Here is a 22,314-nt window from a genome sequence, read left to right on the forward strand (position 1 = left end):
CGGAGTCATGCGGAAGCGTTGGCACCGCCGGGATAACTGATCTGGACATGGCTGCTACTCACGAAGATTGAGCACAATCTGAGCACACATCGATCCACAGGTATCACAGCTGAAAGTGGAAAATGGCTCAGAACGAACAGAAGTACTTCACGTGTTCGAAGATCTACCGCTCATCCAGATCCGGATAATCAATACGAGCTTGAACAAGTTAGTTGGATAATGCCTTGAACCACCATCTGTCCGCACTCCAGCCCTCGGCACGATCTTCGGCAACCAACTTCGCATTCTGCATTCGACTCGGAAGTGCCTCCGAACGGCTGCTTCCAAACGAGCCTGGCTCGATCCATCGGACCGGAGACCAAGATACTCCAGCGCGTATATTTCGCCACACAATGAGAAGAGCTTGTGCATCTCCTCGTAGCTCAGCAGGCAGCCTGCTTCGGCTAACTGGACCGCGTTGAGTTTGCCGAGAGCGCGGGTGTGAGGTTGCAGTTGTGAGGTTGCGAGGCGCCTCTCAACGCATCTTCCTATCGTACTCCGCCCATTTCGCCTCAACCGCCTTTCTGACGTTCGGATGCACGGTCTCTTCGAAAGTCAGGGCAACGTTGAAAACATGGTTGAGAGATTTATTGAATTCCTGCGCCGGGAGGTTTTCCCATCCCGCCTCCCCATACGGCCTCAGCCGCAGCTCGAGGCTGGATAGAATGGTCGCGCCGAAGTTGCGCGCTTCATAACAACGCGCTTTCGGCCAGCCGCGGATTTGTTGCGCGGATCGATTGGCGGCATCCTCGATCTCTTGTTTGACGGCCGCATAGGCGGAGGGCGACAGCTGCCAGTATCGCGGAAACGTGACATCGAGGTTCGGCGGCATGAAGTCGTAACTGCGATAGGGACAGACCGATATCAGCGCGCGATATCGCTGCAGCAGATCCTTGTCGAAGCTCAATAGCTCGCGACCGATCTTGTCGTGCGCCGCCACCACCCGCTTGCGAAGACTGGCTTCGGTCAGCGTGGTATTCTCTTTGTCGATGACCGCCGCATCGAAGACCGTGATGAGCGGCGCCGTCTCGACCACCGAACCGAGCGCGGGCGCGATCTCCTGCATTCGCCGCCCACAACTCTCGGTGAACTGGCTTCGGCAGACACCGGCGAGCGCCATGAACTCGCTGAAACCGCCGAACACAGCGGCAAACCCGCCCGCAAAATAACTCGCGCGGTCCGGAAGCGGGTTGGCTGCCGTGGCGATGCCCGCCAACGGCAGCACTAGCGCGATCAGCCATCGACGCTTATTGGCCCTGAGCCGTGTCGATAAGTTCTCGGGTTCGCCCTTTTCCATCCACCAGATCATCCTTACGCCCCATTGCCCAGTCGTCAAACCAGTCCACCGCGCGGTCCAAGCGTTCTTGGCCGATCTCGATGTTATTCCGCAAACGCAGGCGCTCGGTCACGGGGGCACCGATATCGCCATCGTCAACCATCTCCAGATCCTTGTTGGAAATCGGCGACTCCACGTTGACGACATGCTCCACATCCTTCTCCAGTTTGAGACCGCGGTCAATCAAATCGAGCGGCTTGGCCACCTTGCCGGCGACGCCGCTGACCTTGCCCAGCTTCTGCGCCATACCCTTGGAGAACTTGTTGATGAACGTGGCCAACGCCGCAGCCGTCGAATTGCCGCCGACCGCCTTGACGAAGCCGCTGGCTCGTCGGACGTCCGCAGACATGCTGGCGGCGCTGCCGACCCGTTTCTTGAATTCCTGCACCGAGGCCTTCAGCTCCTTGGCATTATCGAGCAGGCTGCTCTCGACGGGAATCTGGTCAGCCCAGATTTTGGCGTTGGATTCGGTCAGGACCCACGGAATGCGATCCTGACCGCTATCGAAGATCGCGACGATGGCGCCGAGGCGCAGCGCTTCTTTGTATTCGGCCTCGACCGTGCGGCGGCGGAAATCGATCTCGCGTTCGGTGTCCGTGTCTTGGACGTAGTCGAGCAGTTTCTCGAAGAAGCCACGATTGTCAGCGTCGGCGAGCGCCTTGGTCAAGGCGTCGGATGCCTCATGGAAGGTTCCGACCTTCTCCGCGAATTTCGCTCTGAACTCGTCCCTCTTCTCCGCCGGGAAGTAGGCGCCCTGGTCGATCGCATAGCCATCGCCGTCGAGCTCGTCCCGTGGATCCAAATCCGCGAGCTGAACGACCTCCTCGCTGTCCGGCAAGATCGGCTCTCGTTTCTTATCGCCGATCATCGGCGGCTTCGGTTTTGTTTCTTGCGGAGTCACCGCTGAAGGGGTCAACGCCTCCACGATGGAGTTGCCCAACGCATTGCCGAAGGCATCGACGAGCACCTGTTTCTGGTCAATCTTGCCGCCGAACGCGGCTCGAACCAGAGAACCGGTGATGCTTTCCGTCACATCGGTGACGAACGTTCCCAATTTCTGAACCCCCTGTCCCGCCGTCTTGACAATCGGTGCGGACATGGCGGCCATCGCGACATTGCGCCAGTTGAACTTGTCCTGCGCCCCGACCAAGATGCCGATGCCCTGGTTCAAGGCGTTGCTGGTCGCGGCGTTCACCATCATCGCCTGGGTCGGTGACAGCGACGTGCCGCTCAAGAACGACGACGCCCCCATCGCGCTGCTGATACCGGCGCCCGCCGCGCTCAGTGCCACACCTTCCCAACTGAAGCTGTCTTGCATGCCGATCGCCATCGCAAATCCTTGCGAGATGGCGCTACCGACCGCGCCGGCGATAGCCGCCGCCGTGAAGAACGCGCCGGCGGAGCCCACGACGGTCACGCCGGCAACCGTAGCGCCGCCAGCCAATACACTGCTGCCAGCGGCGAACATCGTGCCGAGCCCGGAGCCTGCGGCACCGGCGAGCGCCCCCGCTGTCAACACCGTCGCGACAATCGCCACCACGATGATGAGGATCTGACCGACGATGCCACAGCCCTTACCGGACTTCGGCGGAGGCGGCGCCGGTTGGATCGGTGTGGTGTCGCCCAACGCGTCCGCCGCGGCGAATGGTTTGAATGTGCCGGCGTTGTTGGTCATCGAGACCACTTCGTTCGGCACGCGCAGCGACCAGCCGACCTTGTCGCTCAGCGAATCGTCCGGCCCGATCGTCAAGCCATTGGCATCCGCGAGCACGTACCACAGTGCACCGTCGCCAAACACTCGCGTGGCGATGGAACGCAGCGTCTCGCCGGCCTGGATGGTTACTTGCGCGGGCGCTGGCGCCGGGTAGTAGCTCGAGATCGGCTCGAACGTCGTGTTGAAGTTTGCGGCGAACGAGCCGGCCTGCAATGTTCCGAACGTGCCGATGTATTGTCCGTTGGCATAGCGATAGAACTGCGTCGCCGGCATTGCATACGGCGTACTGCTCGTGTGCTCGAGCGACAGGCTGAAGAGCCCGGAGTTGTACTGCGAGTAAGGCGTGGTGACAGCGATCGCCGTCAGCACCTGCCCGGAGGCGTTGGTCGCGAAGATGCGATTGTTCGCACCGCTGACATCGGCGGGATCGAAGTACGAGACCAGCTCGCCGTTGACGTTGTAGAGGCGCTCGTTGGAGCCCGGCTGCGGCGGCGGCTGGCCGTTGGTCGAGAAACTCTGAGCTGTGTGTGTGGCTTCCTGATAGCTGTCACCCAGCACGTACTCGAACGAATGGTTTGTGAAATATGTAGGGCGTCCCGAAGGATAGGCATAGACGCGATAGCCGCGCAATACACCGGCGGCGTCGTAACCCGGCCGCCAGCCCGCGGGCGTGTACGAACCCGGCGAGCCCAGCTCGTCGCCCGGCCAGTAATAGCCGGGGTCGTAGTAGGCCGTTCCATAGTGAATCTCCGACTCCATCCATCCATTCAGGCCGGTGGATTGGAGTGACAAGCGTCCGTTGTCGTCATAGGTCGAGTTGGTGGTACGCGTGTCGAGCGCACCGCTTGAACCCAGCGACTTCGCGATCTGAGTGATCTGCCGTGAGGCATGGTCGTAGTAACGCTCGTCGGCGACGATGCCAGGGCTGAACGGATCGTCGATCGAGCCCTCGACGAAGTTACCGAACTCGTCGTAGGTGTCCATCGAGCGCCAATCCCAGATCAGGCGCGATAACCCGTCGTAGTGATATCGATGCTCGTCGTAGCCGTTCACTTCCGAGTACGTGGTATGGGTCTGGCCCCACTCATCCATGGTCGTACTTTGCACCAGGCGCTTGCCATACGTGATGCTGGTCGAACGATTGCCGCGCGCGTCATACGTCAGCTCCACGCCCTGGGTCTCGTTGATGCGGATTTCCTTGATGGCGAACGATTGCCACAGCACACCCTGACTGATGACGACTCGATTGAGCTCGTCATAGACGTACCAGTCCTCGTGGGTGCGCGACTGGCTGGTGTTATCGAGATAGGTCTCGAGCACGCGAGTGCGATTGCCGCGCGCGTCGTAGAAATACTCGACGCTGGAGCGCACATCGGTCACGGACTTCAGGCGTCCGAGCTCGTCGAAAACGATAGTTGCATTCTGATGAGTCAGGCCATCGATCACCGTCCGCTCGCCGACGCGCTCGCCGAGCGAGTTGTAACGGTAGTCCGTGTCGCGATCGATGCCGTAGAGAATGCCCTGGCCGGTACCGTGCTGTGTGCCGTTGTCGACGATGCGGCGCAGGTGCCCGGCGCCGTCGTATTGATAGTCGATGCTCTGACCGAACGTACTGCTCTGGAAATCGAGCAAGCCAGCGCGGTTGTAGGTGTAGGTGATGGTATCGCCGGTCGCACCGTATGCGCTGGAAGCTACCCAGCCGTTGCTGTTGGTGAGCTGCTGGTGTTGTTGCACCAAGCCGAAATAATCGTAGCTCCAAGTCATCCAGCTGCCGTTGCCGTCGACCTCGCGGATCTTCCGGCCATTCATGTCGTATTCGTAGGTCGTCTCGTAACGAACCTCGATCTGCGAGCCGTCGCTCGCGGTCACCGATACCACGCCCAGCGGCTCGCGCTTACGAATCAGATTGCCGAACAGGTCGTACCAGTAACGAATCGTTTCCTGCTCGTTGCCGGAGCTGCCGGTAAACTCGCCAGTCGTCTCGCTGATGCGGCGGCCGGCCTGGTCGTAGGCATATTTAATGACTTCGTGGCCGGAGCTCGGCCCCTGCATGGCCGGCGGCCGCTGCACCGTCGGGAAGTCGGTGGGTTGATACAAGCCGGTCGAGTCGAATTCGCCCGCTCCGCGCTCCCGCGCCAGCCCGGTGAGATTGCCGACCTGGTCATACTGATAGCGGGTGCGGTAGCCCAGTTCGTCGACACTTTGAACTCGCTGCCCCCAGCGATCCAACGTATACAGACGTTCCGCGTTGTTGTTCGCCGTCGCGAGCCCCTTCTCCTTGATGACCTGGCCGACCTCGTTGTAGATCGCCTGCTCCACGGGCTTCACGCCCGCCACGCCGGCGGGATCGACGTTCCGCGATTCGAGAATATTCTTGCCGATCAGGTTGCCGTCGCGATCGTAATAGTTGTAAGCCACCGGTCGGAAACGCGGCAGAGCCACACTGGGATCGTCGAAAGTGCCGCGGGTGCTGAGCACGTCGACCGTCGGCAGGATGGTTTTGATCAGCTTGTTACGCTGATCGTAGTAGTAGTCGGTGGTGCGTCCCTGGTCGTCGACGATGCGCGTGACGTTGCCCCAGCGATCGACGGACTGGAACACATTCGTCACCGCCGTGCCTATCACTGTCCAGGTATTGTCGAGCAGCTCGAACGACGGCCCACGCTGTTCGACCACGCGGCCGAGCCAATCGTAGACGGATTCCGAGCGCATGAGGTTCGTGCCAGGCAGGCTGAGGACGGCTTGCAAGTTCGCGCTTGCATGCAAGTCCAAATCCTTGCTCTTGATCTCCGCGGTGGCCCGGCCCGCCAAGTCGTAGAGATAAACGCGGTATGCGCCCGTATCGGCGTTGGTTCGCCACAGCCTGCCGTTGCGATCGTATTCGAAAGTCTCGCGACCGAAGACGCCGACGCCGTTCGCATTCATCATGCGACGTTCGGTCACTTCGCCAAACGCGCTGTAGTCGGTCCACGCGTCGCGCACGCGTCCTGCTGCTTGCGGCTCGACGATGCGGATCTGCCGGCCAAGTGCGTCGTAGTACTGCGTGCTGGAAATCGTCTCGCTGATATAGGCCGGCGCGCCCGACGTCGTATCGGGATTGACGGTCTGAATCGTCTGCCACTGCTTCGCGATCTCGCCGCGTTTCGTGTACGCGACGTGTCGAACTGCATAGCTGGCATTGTTCGAATCGACCGCCTGGCCCACGACCTGCGCGGCCATCGCCGTTTCCACCAAACGCCCATGCAGGTCGAAACGATTGAGCGTGACACGATTGCGCGAATCGTTGGCCAGCCCGGCGCTCACTGTGGGCTTGACGCTGGTACTGGCAGCACCCACGTCGCCGGCGTATTCGATCTGTTTGACTACATTGCCGTACGCGTCACGGAACATCTCCGTGTAAGGCGTCAGCGATGTGCCTTGTGCCTGAGCGACTAGCCGCCGCGGTTCCGCGATCGCCACGACACGCCCGAGCGCATCGTAGTAGGAGTACGTCGTTGCGTTGTTGACTGTCGAAGTGATGCGGTTACCGACCGCATCGTAGCCGTAGCTGACCGACGTCGAGCCCGTGCGGTACGACTCCAGCATCGGATTGCTGAAATCGTAATAGTTGATATCCAGGGTTTCGGAGAGCAGCCGGTTGAGCACGTCATAGCTGTAGCGCGTGTAGCGGTTACTGCCGGATGTCGGGGTCGTCGGTGGTGCGACCGGCAACGTACCGATCGAAACGCTGCTGAGACGGCCCGCGTATTCGGTTTTGGTCTTGACGTCGCCGGTCTCGTCGTATTCGTAACGCGTCAGGTAGCGCTCCGCATCGACCTCGGCGATCTTCAGTCCGCGCCGATCGTAATAGTAGTAGCTGCTCGCCCAGATCGAGGGACTCGCATCGGGACTCGGCGGACTCGTGCCCAGACCGATCCCATGCACCAGACGCGACTCTCGCACGACCTGCCCGAACGCGTCGTACTTGAACACAGTTTGGGGAGTGGCCTCTCCGCTCTGCGTTCCCGAGACCAGGCTCGAGTCGAAGACGAAGCCGGCCGGCTCGATGACCTTGCTCACCCGGTTGAGCTTGTCGAACTCGCGCGTGAGCACGCGATCGTTCGCTCCCACCGCGGGACTGGATGGGTAACCGATGACCGGTCGGCCGGCCGAGCCCACATTGCTATCGATAGCGGCCGCAAAACGCCGCGTCTCGGTCACGTTGCCGAAGGCGTCGTAGATGTTGAACGTGAGGTAGCGCTGAGCGTCGACCTCCCAGGTCAGCCGGCCGAGAGCGTCGTAGCCTTTGTGCGTGTAATTGCCCGCCACGTCCCGGCCGTAAATGGCGTTGCCGAGCGCGTCGTAACCGACTTCGCTGTACAACGAGCCGTCGGTGACCACGGTATCGTTCGAATAGTTATAGATCTCCGCCGGAGGATATCGCGTGATGATCTGGCGGCCCATCGAGTCGTATTCGTACGTCGTCGTACGGGAGCGCGTCGTGTTGGCAGCCTCCGTGCGGGTTCGAACATTGCCCAACGCATCGTAGGTCATGACGGTCTCAAGCGCGACGTTCGCTACCGTCGAAGCATGCAAGCCAGTGCCCTCGGTCGTAACTGTCGCGACCGCGACGGGCGGTGCCGTCTCCTTGACGAGGCGGTGATTGGCGTCGTATTCGTAGCGCCAGGTGTAATTCGCGTCCTGTGCGGCGCTGCCCTTCTTGTTCGTGAACCAGAGTTTGTTTCCGACCGCGTCGTAACCGAAATATTCGGTGTTGCCGAGCGCGTCGCGAACGCTGGTCACGCGACCCGCGGCATCGCGACGAGTCAATGTCAGCTGATCTTCCAGATTGTTATCGATCACGCCCGCGGCGGTGACCACTTGAGTCAGCGTCGCGTTTGCTGCGATCGTCGGCTTGACGGCATACACGATGTCGGTTCGCTCACGAGTGCTGTCGTCATAGCGCTGCTCGGTGAGATAGCCCTCGGCATCGAGCGTAAAGCGCAGTCGGCCAGCGCCGTCGTACCAGTAGCGTGTGGTGCGATCGTCTGCATTGGTATGTGTCAGGACCCAATCCGCCACCGTCGCCACTGTGACGGCGGTGTCCTGCGTGGCGTACGCCGTGGTCGAAACGAGGTTGCCGTTGCCGTCGTACTTGTAAGCAACGACGTCGCCGACTGCGTCGATGGTGAAAATGGCGCGATTGAAGCTGTCGTACAGCGCGCTTGTCGCGCGATCCCGCGTGCCATCTGCCGTGATGGTGTCGACCGCCGAAGCGCCGACATACAACGTATGAGTGCCTGTGGCGGCAGAGTACGTTGCGCCGGTGTAATAGCTGCCCGAGGCGGCCTTATCTGCATACTGGGTCCGGCGAACGACGTTGCCGCTACCGTCGTACTCGAGGTATGTCAACGTGCCGCCCGCATCGATCTGATACGTCTGCCGGCCGTCGCGATCGTAGATGAATATCACGACTCGATCTTGCGCCGTGCCTGTCCCCACCTGGCCGGCGATCGTGGCAAGCGGTAGCTCACGTACCGTCGATCCAGGCCCGGTCACTGCCGTTGCATAGTGGCGCGTGCTGGTGATCCGGTTCTCCGCGTCGTAACGCGTTTCCGTCACGCCGCTCAAGCCAAACAGCGCCGAACCCAATGTGTCGTTCGGTGGGTCGACGACGAAGCGCAACCGGTTGAGCTCGTCGTAGACGTACCACGTATAGCGTCCGCTCGCATCCTGCTTTCGAATCAGATTGTCGTTCTCGTCGTACTCGTAACGAATCGTGAGATTGAGATAGATCTCGCCGGTCGCCGGATTGACACCGGACCCGGGATCAATCGTTTCAGCGATGCGACGGCCCAATTGATCATAGGAAATCCTTGTCACGCGCGGCGAGAAGTGCACGCCGGTGGCGCCGTATCCCTCGGTGACTGTGACGGTTCGGTTGACGACGTCGTACTCGTAGTGCGTCCGGAGATTGAGCCTGCCGGTGCCGTAATCGGTGTACAGATCCGTCACCCGCCCGTCGCGATCGTATTCGGTGCGCGTGACACTGCCGCTCGGATCGGTGACATCGATGACCCGACCTTGACCGTCATAGGCATAGGTCGTCGTCAGGACGAGCTCGCTATTCGCGCTCGACCCTTGCAATGTCCGGGTGAACACGCGATTCACCGCGTCGTATGAGAGCCTCGTCAGGTTGCCGTTGGCATCGCGCGTGCTCAGCAGACGACCGGCCGTGTCATAGACGTTGCGCGATTGCTCCACGCCGCCCTGGATCGTCCGAACGACGTTCCCGTTCTTGTCGTATTCAGTCGCGGTGAGCACGCCCCGAGGATCTTTCACCAGCACGGTTTCGCCATGAGCATTGCGATATGTGGTGAAACTCAATCCCTCCGGCATGGTCACGACCACATTCCGGGTGTTGTTTTGCTCGTCCAGCACGTCATAGCTGTAACGAGTCACGTTGAGCAATGCGTCGCGCGTCGTGAGCACCCGAGAGAACGCGTCATACGTCGCAAGGCGCTCGCCGTTCAACGCATCGACGATCGCGATCTCACGTCCCAACCGATCGTATCTGATACGTGTGATGTTCTCCCGGGCATCCCGCACGCTGATGAGTCGGCCGAACGCATCGTAGGCGCGCATCTCGGTGGCATTGACGCCGTTGGGATCGGTCTGCGTTTGCTGCAACGAGCCCCGTCGGTCGTAGGTGTAGCGCTGCAGTTCGTTGCTCGTCTCGCTGATCGTCGTCCGGGAATGGAGTTGACCGAAAGCATCGTAGACGTTGGTAATGCTGCTGCCTTCGGCAGTAACGCGGCTTGCCACCTCGCCGCGCAGCGTATACGTAAAGGCGGTCTTCGCATCTTTCGCAGGATTAGGGCTGGCGGTGAGCTGCGTCAGCGTCGTCGCATCGAGCAAGCCGCCATGCAATCCAGCCGTCGAAATCCGATTGGTATAAGCGATCTGTTCGGTAAGCTGCCCTAGCGCGTTGTAGCGCAACTCAACACGCTCGCCGAGCGCGTTGACGGTGAAGCGCAGCTGGCCGTCGTCGTTGTAGTAGTAGTAAGTCGTACTGGTCTGAGCGCCCGTGGTCGCATCGTACGGCGTGGTCGTCGCGGACACTCGACGGCCGGCGAGATCGTACTCATAGCTGATCCCGTAGCGATCCCACACCTGAGTGATCAGCGCCGGGGTCGGCGACGCGCCTAGCGCTTGCAGCGCGAGCGCGCCCTCTGCGGACAACTCGCGGATCACGCGGCCGAGCAGGTCATACTTGACCTGACTCGTGCGTGCATCAAGCGTTCCCTGCGCGACGGTCACACTGTTCTGCCGGCCGGCTTCGTCGTAACCGTACGCCGTTACGGTACCGTCATACGTGGTCCTGGTGATTACCTGGCCAGCACCATCATAGGTATAGCTCGTCGTCTGACTAAGCGCCCCGGCGGGCACTCGCGATCGCAAGCTCTCGAGTGTGTCGCCGGTCTGATGGACGAGCGCGCCGAGATCGGTACCGGTGGCGTTGTGCCGACCGTAACGAATGGTTCTGTCGACATGGCCAGCCGATGTATAGACAGCTTCCGTGAGGTACCCCTCACCGTCGAGCACACCGATTTGACGCCCCTGGCCGTCGTAAAAGAAGTAACTAACGACGTCCTGCTCGAAGTCGATCTCGGTCTCAGTATCGGTCGCCGGTCGCAGCTGGTCGAGCGTGCCCGTGCGCCACAGCGCGCTGTCGGTCTGATTCGCGTACTCCACTTGCCGCTGCACACGTCCAGCGGCATCTCGCAGAGATTCGACCAGATAGCCTTCGCCATCGAGCGTGCCGACGAGTTTGCCGTCGTTATCGTAGAAGCTGCGCAGCCAACGGTTGTTCGGGTCGTTCTGGTCGAGCAGCGGTGAGAGAACCGCCTCGGACAGCTCGCCCTGGCTGCCGGCGATCGTCACTCGCTGGGCATACTCCACTACGCCGGTGATGCGGTTGGCACCATCGTAATGCCGACGCGTAACTGCCCAACCCGCATCGATGGTATAAACCAGCCTGCCCGCGGCATCGAAAACGTTACGTAAGATCTGATCGCTGGCCCGGCCGATCGTGGTCGGCAGCGCAGCTCGCAACGTTGCCAGGCTGACATCGGTCGGATTACCCGAGCTGTCGACCAGCGAAGCCAGTGACGCGACCGTCAACGCATCGGCATACTTGATGGTCTTCACCATCTCGTTGGCATCGTTGTAGACGTACTCGGTCAGCGTGCCGTTGCCGTCGATGTCCGCCACCTTGCGGCCGTTCGGATCGTAGAGCGAGTGCTGCCGAACACCGGTGGGATCGGTGACGATTCTCAAGTTGCCTGTGGCATCGTAGGTGTAGGACGTGGTGCTGATGCCGGTGAGACTGTCGCCGCTCAGTCTGGTGGTCAGCAATTGTCCCATCCGATCGAACACGGCGGTCGTGACCAGACCGTCCGGAGAGGTGGTGACGATTCGATTGCCGGCATCGTCGAATTGGGTCACGGCCGTGCGCAGGGTGCCGTTCGCGATCCACTGAGTCGCGGTCAGCACGCGCCCCAATCCGTCATAGGTCATGGTCGTGGCATAAGGCGTGCTCGGGTCGCTGGCGTTCGAGGCACTGCCTCGAGGGTCGATTGTTTGCAGCAGCCAACCTCGCTGATCGTAGATGTAGCGTGTCGTTGCGGCGCCCTGCGCAATCCCGCTACCCGCGCCGTCAGTCCGCTCGTAGCTGGTCGAGCTGCTCAGCAAGCCCCGGAAGTCATAGTCAAAATCGGTGCGCTGTAGCTTCGTCCGGTCCTGCAGTAGCGCCCAGGCAACCAGCTGTGCTTCGCTCAGCGCCGTCGTCACGGACAGCGAGGTCACATCGTACACACCGCTGCTGTAAGACAAGGTCGCCGTGCGTCGCCCTTCGGCATCGTAGCGATGCTCTGTCACTCTTCCGGCAGCGGACACTACGAATCTCAGGTGTTGTTCGCTGTCGTAGATGTAACGTGTCGTTAGCGGCTGGGAAGCCGTGGCGCCGCCTGCGCCATCGGGATCGGCTTGCAGATAGCTGGTTTCGGTCACCAGCTGATTGTCGGCGTCATAGGTACGCGTCACAGTCACGCCCGCGCTGTCTCGAGTAAGCAGCAGGTTGCCGTGCTCGTCGTATTCCAGCGTTCTGACGCGATTCAAACCGGATGGATCTTCGACGATGCTGATGACATTGCCGTCAGCATCGTAGTCGTAGCGTGTCTCGATGCGAGCACCCGCCATTTCCGGCGCCAACACGCTGGTGAGACGGCCGGCGGCGTTCTGGAAATAACTGGTCACCCGACCGGCGGCATCAGCCACATCGGTGCGCAAGTAACCAGCAATCGATCCACCGCTGCCGAACATCAACGTCTGCGGGACGGTCAGCCGCGTCCCCGTCGTAAGCGACGGATCGCCTAGCGCTGCCCGCAGCGCTGCGACGGCTTGGGCATCATTTGTTCCGTAGACGGTCTGCGTGATTTCGGCCCATGTGTCCCCTGCTTGCACCGTGTAGTACGGCGCTACGATGACCGTCGTCGTGGTGGTCACCGTCAATGTCTGGGGTGGATCGGTGAGATGCTCGCCCGCTGTCAACGGCGGGTTGCCCATCGCCGCCTGCAAGGCACTGCCCGCCGCCGCGCTGTCGATGCCATACAACGTATTTGCAATCGACTGCCAGGTCGCACCGCTGGGAATGACGAAATACGGCGTGACCTGCGTGACGGTCGTGGTCGTGATCGACAGCACCGGTGGTAGATTGGTGAGCTGCAAGCCGGCCGTGAGCGTCGGACTCCCCAATGCTGCCTGTAGAGCGCTGCCCGCCGCCGCGCTGTTCACTCCGTACAACGTGTTGGCCAGCGACTGCCAGGTCGGACCGCTGGGCACGGTGTAGTAAGGCGTGCCGTTGCCTTGCGTGTAACGCGATTGATAAATCGATCGCGCAAACCCGTCGGCCTGACGCCAGACGATGACGGCGTTGCCCGACGGATCGATCGCGATCTGAGCCTGGGCGCTCGGCTCGTCTCGCGACTCCATCAGTTGTCGGGCGCCCCAGGTGCCATTGTCCAGGCGCGCAGCATACAAATTGGACGATGAGCCCTCCGCCTGCACCCAGGCGGCAACAGCGTGGACACCATTGATGCCGACGCTCACGTTGCCATCAGGATCCAGCGGGCCCGTGCTGTTCTCGAGCGTCGTCGCACTACTCCAGACGCCCGTTGTGACATCGTAACGACGCACGCGAACTTCACTGTCTCCGTCGTAGCCGCTGACCCAACCCAGAATGGCGTTGCCCGCAGCGTCGATCGCTATGTCCCAGCCCCAGCCCAGGCCGGAGTCCTGTTCCGAATCCATGTACTGCATCGGTCCCCACGTTGCAGTCGCCGCGTCGAAGCGACTGACGAAGGGGCCGTTGCCGAATACCAGAAAGCCGTTGCCCTGCGCATCGAACACGATATCTGGAAAACGATCGCCGTCGTCCCAGCCATCGAGAAACAGGGGCGTGCTGAAACTCTGTGTGCTGGCACTGAAGCGACTGTAGTAAATGTGTGGGTCGTCAGTGGCGGAATGCTGGCGCCAGACGACGGAAACATTGCCACTGCTATCCATCGCGACCTTTGCCTGCTCAGCCTCGGCAGAACTGTTGTCGACGGCGGTGGCACTCGACCAACTCCCACTGCTGAATCGAGATACAAAAATACTGTTCTCGGTGCCGTCGTGCTGCGTCCAGGCAACCGCTGCGTAGCCGCCCGCCATGGCGACTCCCAGATCCGTAGGCAGAGCAGAGACAGCGCCGGTGCCACTTTCCAGCAGCTGCGTGGTGCCCCATGCGCTGCTCGAAGCGTTGAACACTCTTGCATGGATGGATTGCGCAACGCCATCGCTCTGCACCCATGCAATGACGGCGTTGCCGGTCGTATAATCGATGGCCAGTTGAGGAACCGCTGCGGTTTCGGTCCGCGCGTCCAGTGTCGTCGATGCACCCCAAGTGTTGGTTGCAGCGTCGTAGCGGCGAACGATGATGTCGCTGGCCTGCGCCCAGACCACCAGTCCGTTGCCAAATGCATCGAATGCCACCTGCGGCGAGCTGGCGTGAGCTGTGCCACTCTCCAACAACTCGGCTGGCGACCATCCTCCCGCACCCGGCGGAATCGTCAGCACACCATTGTTGAGAGTGTAGTTGGTGGTCGTCGTGTCGGTGCGTGTCGAGATGAGCGCACCGGCATTCACACCGTATGACTGCGTCGATGTTTGTACGTCGGTGTTCGAGAGCACGCCATTGTTGGCAGTACGCGTCTGCGACCCCGAACCGGCGATCGGCGAGCTGTACGTCAGTGTCGTAACTCGACCGAGCGAAGTGAAAGACAGCGTGAGCGGTACTTCCAGATGTGCTCCAGCAGTCAGCGTCGGATCGCCCAATGCCGACCGAAGAGCCGCCGCTGCGGCGCCATCACCTGTGCCATAGATTGTTTGAGCGATGCTGACCCAAGTGTCGCCGGGCTGCACATTGTAGTACGGCGTAACCGGCACCTGCGTCGTGCTGGTCACGGACAGCTGCACTGGCAAATCCCGTAGAACGTTTCCTGCGACAAGCGCCGGATTACCTAACAGGTCTCGCAATTGGTCCGCCGCCGCAGCGCTCGACGTGCCGTATACGGCCTGCGCGATGGAAGCCCACGTCGCGCCAGCTGGAATCGTGTAGCGGTAGCTGCTGACGAAGCGGTTTGTGAAAACGTCGTAGTAGGTACTGGAACTGTGGTGCCGAAAGACGACGAAGATGTCTCCGCCCGCAGTCATTCCCGCAGCACGCTCAGTCGCGGAGTACATCGTGCTCGGGCCGACGTGCTCTGCTGCACCCCAAATACCCGCCGTTAGACGAGCAGCGTACAACTTCTGGCCTGGGCCTGTACCGGGCTGCGTCCATAGCACCATGGCCTTGTCGCCATCGATGGCTGCGCGGATGGTCAGGTAATAAGACTCGAAATCTAGCGCGTTCACCGAGCCCGCGATAGCCTGGATAGATCCCCACGTCGAGCTAAGTGCGTCGTACCTGCGCGTTTTGAGCACGCCATTCTCGACCCAAGCAAGGATGGCATTGCCCTGAGCATCAGCGTCCAGAGCCATCGAAGCTCCGTACGGCGTGGCAAAGGACTGCTCCGACTCCCAACCAATAGTAGCGTCATAGCGCCTCACCACGATTGCGTCTAACAGGCGCCATACGACAAATCCGTTACCTGCACCATCGAATGCGAGCCTGATATCTACTACAGTCTGGCCAGCCGATCCGAGCAGGGTCGGACCCGACCAGGTACCCGTCGAGGCGCTCCAGCGATTGACCCACACTCCGCCGCCAGCCGTGCTTCCCTCCCTTGCTTCGTACCAAACCACAGTCGCATTGCCGTCGGAGTCCATTTCCAGATCTGAGTTGGAGACGCCTCGCGAAGTGTTCTCGATCAGCGTGGGCGCGCCCCAGACACCGTTCACCATGGTCGCCGCATAGAGGCTGGTGTTCTGCGGTGGCTGTCGGAAGCCCCAGGAAACGACGGCTCGACCATTGTTTAATGCAACATTGTAGCCGGTGATTCCAATATCAGATCCCAGCTGAGTAGACACCATCGCTGGCGAACTCCACGACTGAGTGAGCGCGTCGTACTGACACGCATACATACTCCACGTACCTCCTCCAATGGACGTGCTCCACGCAACGAGGGCATTGCCGTCATCGTCAATCGCCAACTCTCCAGCCATCAATCCCGGCACGAAGATCGGCGCGCTCCAGCTATCGGTCACCTTGGTGTAGTAACGCACATACGCTCTGGGCTCACCGCCATTCGTGCCCATACCCCACAGCGCCATGCCATCGCCAGCGGCATTGAAAGCGACCGAGCCGAACCCTTCATAAAACGTATCAGGCTCCTCGGCGATATCTGCGGCTCCCTGCCAGCCGGGCGAGGTCACTGCGCTCGAGTTGATATTGTAAGTTTGTGTCGTGACCACTGGCTGCGTGGCAGTGAGCATCGCCGTGTTGGCTGCCACGCTCGCGGGCGTGCCACCCTCGCTGTAGCTAGCGACGCGATACACTCCATCGATCAGCTCATAAGTGAACACGACTGAGCTGCCGTCGCTCTGAGTCACCGAGGCAACACGATGGCTGCCGCCATCGTAGGTGTAGGTGGTCTCGTAGATGTTGCCGTCGCTGACCGCATTGTCCTGCGGCGAAAGATCGACGCGCACCCGGCTCAGACGATTGCTGGTGTCGTACTCGTAGCGAGTCAGTGTCTGGGTGACCCCATTGCTGACAACACGGATCTGGGTGAGATTGTTGCTGGTATAGTCAAGATAGGTGCGCTGCCCGGACGAATCCTCGATCTCCGTGAGCAGCGAGCCGACGTATTCGTAAGATACGGCGTTGCCATCTGTGTCTGCGGAGCTGGTAAGAAGACCTGCGCTGTTGTAGATCTCTGTGCTGCGGCTGGACCCGTCCATCCATGTCCAGCCCCCGACGCTATACGTGAGCGTGTCATGAGCGCCATCGCCCTCAGTGCTGATATAACGCTGCCGCGCCACGTCGTAGCGATATATAACCTCACGACCATCGCCAAATACTTTAGTGACCGCGCTGCCGGCCGTATTGGCATTACCGGTGAGGTTGTAAACCCGCTGATGAAGACTCAGTCGCCAGTTGTCTCCGTTGTCATCATCCAGCAGTCCTTGCGAGTTGTACGTGCGCACCAGATTGAGATCGAGGCCCAAAGAGCTCAGATGCTCATCCTGACTCTGAATAATCAGATTGCCGTTGGCCGTGTTGACGTAAACTCGATCGTTCCCCCGCCCCACCGCGCCATTGCCCGACGCTCCGATGCCACCCAGCGCGGACACCGACGAACCGAACAATCCCAATCCCGCGCTGCTGACTACCGCAACCATGCTGTTTCCCTTCTGTAGCTGACAGGCCCGCGCGAACACGACGGCCCATTGATCAGTTACTCCAGGATTCTGCGAATCGGTTTAGGCTTCGACGAGAAATTTCTGTCTGGAGCCCGGCTCCCCGACATGCTTCAATACCCGCTCGCGATCATGGAGCTGCTATGGACCCGCAAGACCCGAAAATCGACGAACTCCGCCGCGCCGCTGTCGCCGATCCGCGCAATGGCGAGATCCGCTACTTGCTGGGCGCCGAGCTGGCTCAACAGCGCCGGTACGATGAAGCGGTGCTGGAATTGTCCGCAGCGGTCGCGCTGAATCCGTTGCTACACACGGCACGCCTGCAGCTGGGCCTGCTGCATTTGACGATGGCGCAGCCTCAGCATGCGTCGGCGGTGCTGGCGCCGTTGGAGAGCCTGGAGGACGACGCGGCGCTCAAACATTTCAAGCGGGGCCTGGATGCGCTGGCGGTGGACGATCTTCAGGCCTCGGTGGAAAGCCTGGAACGCGGCATCGAGCTCAATCGTGACAATGCGGCGTTGAATACCGACATGCGCATGCTCGCGACGCGGATCAAGGAGACTATCGCGAGCAACAACGATCAGAGCGGCCCCAAAGACGACGCCGTGCGCACTGACTTCTCCTTGTACGGTGTCACTCGCCACTAATGGATCCGCTGCGACCTTTTCTTTCTCTGGTCCGCTCGTTGTGGACCACCAGCGCGTCGGCTAAATCCGCCAATCGAGCGCAAGGCGCACGGCCGCCCCATGCAGGCGAGCGAACCAATGAGACGGAACCGAGTCAGCCGGTCGAGCGACGGCTGCAATCGCATCTCACGCCGCTGACCAAGCCGGGCGCTTGGAATGCGCAACGGGCGCGTGAAGTCTTCGTCAGACAAGTGTTGTTGCATGAGCTGGGCGAAGAGCTCGCGGCGGACGCGGCATTTGCCGAGTTGATTCAGAAAGTCAGCAGTCAACTGGGTGGCGACCCGAAGCTCAGCGAGCGTCTGGATCAGTTGTTACGCAAACTGGCCGTCAGCACCTGAACGATTTCCGCCCTCTCAAAGTTTGGTATCGATCTTCTCCCCCAGCAGGCTGCGCAAGCGACCGATCGCCTGCGCGTGAATCTGCGAAACGCGGCCCTTGGTGAGCCCGTACTCCGTCGCGATCGCTTGCAACTCCCGGCGCTCGAAATAATGCTCGCGAATAATCTGCTGTTCTCGCTCGGGCAGCTTCACCAATAACGCCCGCACTTGCCGGATCAGCTGCTCCATTTCCGTCATGGCATACGGATTGGACTGCAGCTGCTCGTCGACCGGCTCCTCCGCCGACTCATCCAGCACCAGGCCCAACGCCAGACCGACGGTGACCTGAATCAATTCCTGCAGCGTCGCACGCTCGGGCTGCTGACTCTTGTCACCTAACAACGAGTCGGTGCGATCCTGCATTCGCACGCGCCAGAAACTGCGTTGCGCCGAGAATTCTGTTTCATGCGCGATGCCGTTCAAGATCGCCCCGCGAATGCGCGGCGCCGAATAAGCCTCGAACGGCACGCTGCGAGTCCAGTCGAAACGGTCGACAGCCTCGACCAGCCCCACCCGCGCATATTGCAGATAGTCGTCGAAACTCGCCGTCACATCGGTGCGCAGACCGAACACCTTGGCCGCAATGATCTTCGCGACCGGCATGTAGTGCTCGATCAATTCACCGCGCGTCTGCGGGTCGCGCGACAACGCATACGCTTCCCAGAGTTGCCGTGCAGGCCCGGTACGATCGGTGGGCTCTGGCATCTTGAACGCCTGCCGCACTCAATGAAAGCTGCCCAACAACGCGCGCACCACCAGTCCCCAGCCGTCGATCAGCACGAACATCAGCACTTTCAAGGGCAGCGAAATGATGGTCGGCGGCACCATCAGCATGCCCATCGACATGAGCACGCTCGCCACCACCAGATCGAGCAGCAGGAACGGCAGAAAGATGACGAAGCCGATCTGGAACGCGGTCTTCAGCTCGCTCAGCAGGAAGGCCGGCACCAGATGAATGGTCTTCACCGATTCGATCGACTCCGGCCGTGGCGCTTTGGCGATCTCGAGCATCAACGCCAGATCCTTCTCGCGCGTCTGACGCACCATGAACTCCCGCAGCGGATCGACCGCGTTGGTGACCGCCGCCTGGAAATCCATGTTCTGATCCAGCAGCGGCTGAATGCTGTTCTGGTTGATGCGCTCGATGGCCGGCGCCATGGTGAACAGGGTAAGAAACAACGCCAGGCTCAGCAGCACCATGTTGGGCGGCGTGTCCTGCATGCCGAACGCATGTCGTAACATCGACAGCACGATGATGGTACGAGTGAATGACGTCATTGCGATCACAACCGCCGGCAGCACCGACAGCGCCGTGAGCATCAGGATGATGCGCAAAGGCTGCGCCAGCGACGCGCCGTTCGAGCCGGTGAAGTCGATGGAGAATCCCGGATTCGGCGCGGCCGCCGCGAACAGCACGCCGGGCAGCAACAGCAAGGCGCCGCCCAGAAGCCACTTCCCTGAAACTTTGTGCCGCGAGGATGTCATGGTGATTCGTTCTTGACGCTGGGAAGTTGAAGCATCGAGATGCCCGCTCGATGTTCCGCAATCAGAATGCGGGTGCCGTCGGCTTCCACGAGATGCACTCGCAGGCCGGCATTGACCGAGGCTCGATCGATCACGCGCAACGGTCCTTGCTGCGCCAGGCCCCGGGACAAGTTGGGTGAGAAACGTCGCAATGCATAGGCGGCGCCCACCGCCAGGCCCGCGATCAGCAGGAATACAAACACCACCCGCCACATGCTCGGCATTTGCACGATGTCGCGACCTTGCGCGAGCGGCGTGGAATCCTGAGCCGCCGATGTGCCGACCAGAACAACGCTCAGCGCGAGCGCAGTCACGACGCGACGTGCGATCCCTGCCCTCGTCTCCATCCCTTGCATCGGCGTCACTCGCGCAAGATATCCGTGACGCGCACACCGAAATTGTCACCGACAGCGACCAGAGTGCCGCGAGCGATGACTTTGTCGTTCAGCCGGATATCGACCGGCGCTTCGACGCTGCGATCCAGGGTCAGCACGTCGCTGGGGGACAGCGAGAACAGCTTGGCGATGCTGAGCTCCGCCGCGCCGAGCGCCACCGTCAATTTCACTTTCACATGACCGATCAGATCCAGGCGCTCGCCCAGCGCCGGCGTGCGATCGGTGCCGCCGGTCAGGTCCGCCAGCTCGATATTGCTCACTACGTTCGACATCGTTTCGTTCCTCACCGTCCAGCCGTTTTCCCAACGACACTCACCGCGCGCCGACCCGACGCACTCCCCAGGCGAATCTGTGCCAGTTGCCGTCCGTCCGGCAGCGCCAGATAGCCGCCGTCGGTCACATTCGCTTCGAGCAGAATCACATCGCCAATCTGCAGCTTCGCCAGATCCGACAACGCCACATCGGCTTCACCCAACCAGGCATGCACAGGCACTGCTTCCGTACCGATGGCACTTTTTCGAGACACCAACGGCTCGCCCGGCTTGACGCCGGTCGACGGCAACATCGCGAGCAGTAGCGAAGGAAACAATCTCGCGCGCATCAATACGCGGTCCGTGCCGATTCTCACCGTCACCGACAATCCATAGCGCGCCCAGACTTGCGACAGCTTCTCTCCCTGCAACGCCGCCACATTCACGGGCTCGCCGGAATTCGAACGTGCGAGTCGCAAGCACAAATCGCGCAGTGCCTCAGTGAGCACCGCATTCGCTGTTTCGCCGCTGTCAGCCGTTATCCTCGGCGCGGCCAAGCCCAATAGTTCGTGTTGTGACTCTGTGGGGACCGCGAGAGCGAGCAACTGATCTGCAGCGTCGGCCCCGAAGGTCGCCGCCCGTCCGCCGCTGAATGCAGGTCGCCGGCAAAGCACTTCCGCCACGTCGACTTCGAAAGCAACATGACTATTGGCGCTCCACTGTTGCCGCCATTCCTCGATCGAGTGCTTGATCGAATCGGCGAGTCGCTGCCGCCGGCTGGCACCGATCAACACAATGGAGTCGCAATGTTCCGGCGCGCCGCTCATCGCTGAGCATCCATCGCGAGCAAGGTCTGGATCAGCTCATTGGCGATGGAGCTGACCTGCGAGCTGGCCTGATAGCCTCGTTGCAGAATGATCAGGTCGGTGAACTGCCGCGTGAGATCCACGTTCGACATTTCCACCTTGCGACCGACGACGCGCCCGATGCCTGACACCATCGCCTGACCCAAGTGCTCCTGCGCACCGTCCTTCATCGTGAACATGCCGCCGCCGAGCGCCTTCAGCTGCTCGGGATTTTCGAACTGCGCGAGCACCAGCTTGCCGACCGTCTTGATCTGACCGTTGGAATACGACAGCTTCAGCTGCCCTTGCTCATCGAACGAAGTCCCGGTCAGAGAACCGATCGTCATGCCGTCCTGCTTCAGCATTTGCAACGCCGACGAAGTGCTCGTCGCTGGACTGCTGACGCCGGCGTACGAGCCCACCGCGCCGAAGTTGAATATGACATCGAACGGTTGCACGCCCGTGCCACTCACCGGAATCGTGACTGAGTTGCGGTCTTGCGCCGGCGTCCCGTCCTGGTTGAAAGCGATGGTTCCGGATCCCAACACCGTATTTGCCGAGCCCAGCAGTTCCACGGTCCAGCTCAGCGGATCGTCGCTGCTTCGGGTGAAGCGGCCGCGCAGTGCTACCGACGTTCCCGCCGAGTCGAACACAGTGAGGGTCGGCAACTCATAAGTTGCGCTCGTGCTGGTTCGCGCCAGCGTGCCACTGAGCATCACGGTGTTCGTCGCCTTGGGCGCGTGAGATCGAAAGTCGGTGATATCGAAGAGTCCGTTGCCGACTTCCGTGGAGTTGAACAACACATGGGTGCCGGTGGTGCGCTCCACCAGGATGCCGTCGTCATTGAAGGTCAGCTGACCGGCACGGGTGTAACGATAGGAGCCATCGTCCTGCTCGAGCACGAAGAACCCGCTGCCGTCGATGGCGACATCCAGATCGTTGCCGGTATCGCGCAGCTCGCCCTGGCCGAAGCTGAGACCCGCGGCGTTCGCCTCCACGCCAGCACCTTGCGGCCGCAGCCCACCGCCGCTGCCTTCGCTCTCTTGAATCTGGCGATAGACGATTTCGCGGAACAACGGATCGGAAACTTTGAATCCCGGCGTATTCAAGTTCGCGACGTTGTTACTGATTACGTTCAGGCCCTGCGAGTAGGCGTTCATGCCCGCGAGCGCCGTGTAGATCGATCCGAACATGGCGTGCTCCTGA

General features: G+C 61.0%; 10 protein-coding genes. 2 read left to right on the forward strand and 8 right to left on the reverse strand.

Annotated elements, in window-relative coordinates; genetic code table 11:
• Positions 1 to 514 precede the first annotated feature (514 nt).
• Together ACFPN2_RS26570 and ACFPN2_RS26575 are read right to left on the reverse strand one after the other, a co-directional pair.
• Positions 515 to 1,336: a hypothetical protein gene (locus ACFPN2_RS26570; RefSeq protein ID WP_380602280.1), complete on the reverse strand. Its 822-nt coding sequence runs from the start codon at positions 1,334 to 1,336 to the stop codon at positions 515 to 517.
• Positions 1,287 to 17,012 carry a DUF6531 domain-containing protein gene (locus ACFPN2_RS26575; protein ID WP_380602282.1) on the reverse strand — a complete coding sequence of 5,242 codons (15,726 nt, stop codon included), beginning with the start codon at positions 17,010 to 17,012 and terminating at the stop codon, positions 1,287 to 1,289. The genes ACFPN2_RS26570 and ACFPN2_RS26575 overlap by 50 nt, the downstream gene beginning before the upstream one ends.
• Positions 17,013 to 17,173: 161 nt before the next feature.
• Between ACFPN2_RS26575 and ACFPN2_RS26580 the strand changes: the two genes are divergently transcribed.
• Together ACFPN2_RS26580 and ACFPN2_RS26585 are read left to right on the forward strand one after the other, a co-directional pair.
• A complete protein-coding gene (locus ACFPN2_RS26580) occupies positions 17,174 to 17,677 on the forward strand; it encodes a hypothetical protein (protein WP_380602283.1) in 504 nt (167 codons plus the stop codon).
• Positions 17,677 to 18,054 carry a hypothetical protein gene (locus ACFPN2_RS26585; RefSeq protein WP_380602285.1) on the forward strand — a complete coding sequence of 126 codons (378 nt, stop codon included), beginning with the start codon at positions 17,677 to 17,679 and terminating at the stop codon, positions 18,052 to 18,054. The genes ACFPN2_RS26580 and ACFPN2_RS26585 overlap by 1 nt, the downstream gene beginning before the upstream one ends.
• 15 nt (positions 18,055 to 18,069) lie before the next feature.
• Here ACFPN2_RS26585 and ACFPN2_RS26590 read toward each other — a convergent pair whose 3' ends face one another.
• The 6 genes from ACFPN2_RS26590 to flgF are packed head-to-tail and all read right to left on the reverse strand — an operon-like array spanning position 18,070 to position 22,301.
• Entirely contained in the window at positions 18,070 to 18,798 is a 729-nt protein-coding gene (locus ACFPN2_RS26590) for a sigma-70 family RNA polymerase sigma factor (RefSeq protein ID WP_380602287.1), read from the reverse strand.
• Positions 18,799 to 18,816: 18 nt separating this feature from the next.
• Positions 18,817 to 19,578: a flagellar type III secretion system pore protein FliP gene (fliP, locus tag ACFPN2_RS26595; protein ID WP_380602289.1), complete on the reverse strand. Its 762-nt coding sequence runs from the start codon at positions 19,576 to 19,578 to the stop codon at positions 18,817 to 18,819.
• Positions 19,575 to 19,964, reverse strand: a complete 390-nt coding sequence (locus ACFPN2_RS26600) for a flagellar biosynthetic protein FliO (RefSeq protein ID WP_380602291.1) — start codon at positions 19,962 to 19,964, stop codon at positions 19,575 to 19,577. Before ACFPN2_RS26600 ends, fliP begins: the two co-directional genes overlap by 4 nt.
• 14 nt (positions 19,965 to 19,978) lie before the next feature.
• Positions 19,979 to 20,284: a FliM/FliN family flagellar motor switch protein gene (locus ACFPN2_RS26605; RefSeq protein WP_380602293.1), complete on the reverse strand. Its 306-nt coding sequence runs from the start codon at positions 20,282 to 20,284 to the stop codon at positions 19,979 to 19,981.
• Positions 20,285 to 20,295: 11 nt separating this feature from the next.
• Complete coding sequence (locus tag ACFPN2_RS26610) at positions 20,296 to 21,090, reverse strand: FliM/FliN family flagellar motor switch protein (protein WP_380602295.1); 795 nt, start codon at positions 21,088 to 21,090, stop codon at positions 20,296 to 20,298.
• Positions 21,087 to 22,301: a flagellar basal-body rod protein FlgF gene (gene flgF / locus ACFPN2_RS26615; RefSeq protein WP_380602297.1), complete on the reverse strand. Its 1,215-nt coding sequence runs from the start codon at positions 22,299 to 22,301 to the stop codon at positions 21,087 to 21,089. Before flgF ends, ACFPN2_RS26610 begins: the two co-directional genes overlap by 4 nt.
• Between the last annotated feature and the right edge of the window lie 13 nt (positions 22,302 to 22,314).

The sequence above is a fragment of the Steroidobacter flavus genome, from assembly GCF_042651805.1.
GTDB lineage: Bacteria > Pseudomonadota > Gammaproteobacteria > Steroidobacterales > Steroidobacteraceae > Steroidobacter > Steroidobacter flavus.

Coding starts and splice junctions, on each gene's coding strand:
- ACFPN2_RS26600 (WP_380602291.1), bottom strand. CDS start 19,964: ATGGAGACGAGGGCAGGGATCGCACGTCGCGTCGTGACTGCGCTCGCG.
- ACFPN2_RS26605 (WP_380602293.1), bottom strand. CDS start 20,284: ATGTCGAACGTAGTGAGCAATATCGAGCTGGCGGACCTGACCGGCGGC.
- ACFPN2_RS26590 (WP_380602287.1), bottom strand. CDS start 18,798: ATGCCAGAGCCCACCGATCGTACCGGGCCTGCACGGCAACTCTGGGAA.
- ACFPN2_RS26575 (WP_380602282.1), bottom strand. CDS start 17,012: ATGGTTGCGGTAGTCAGCAGCGCGGGATTGGGATTGTTCGGTTCGTCG.
- ACFPN2_RS26580 (WP_380602283.1), top strand. CDS start 17,174: ATGGACCCGCAAGACCCGAAAATCGACGAACTCCGCCGCGCCGCTGTC.
- flgF (WP_380602297.1), bottom strand. CDS start 22,301: ATGTTCGGATCGATCTACACGGCGCTCGCGGGCATGAACGCCTACTCG.
- ACFPN2_RS26570 (WP_380602280.1), bottom strand. CDS start 1,336: ATGGAAAAGGGCGAACCCGAGAACTTATCGACACGGCTCAGGGCCAAT.
- ACFPN2_RS26610 (WP_380602295.1), bottom strand. CDS start 21,090: ATGAGCGGCGCGCCGGAACATTGCGACTCCATTGTGTTGATCGGTGCC.
- ACFPN2_RS26585 (WP_380602285.1), top strand. CDS start 17,677: ATGGATCCGCTGCGACCTTTTCTTTCTCTGGTCCGCTCGTTGTGGACC.
- fliP (WP_380602289.1), bottom strand. CDS start 19,578: ATGACATCCTCGCGGCACAAAGTTTCAGGGAAGTGGCTTCTGGGCGGC.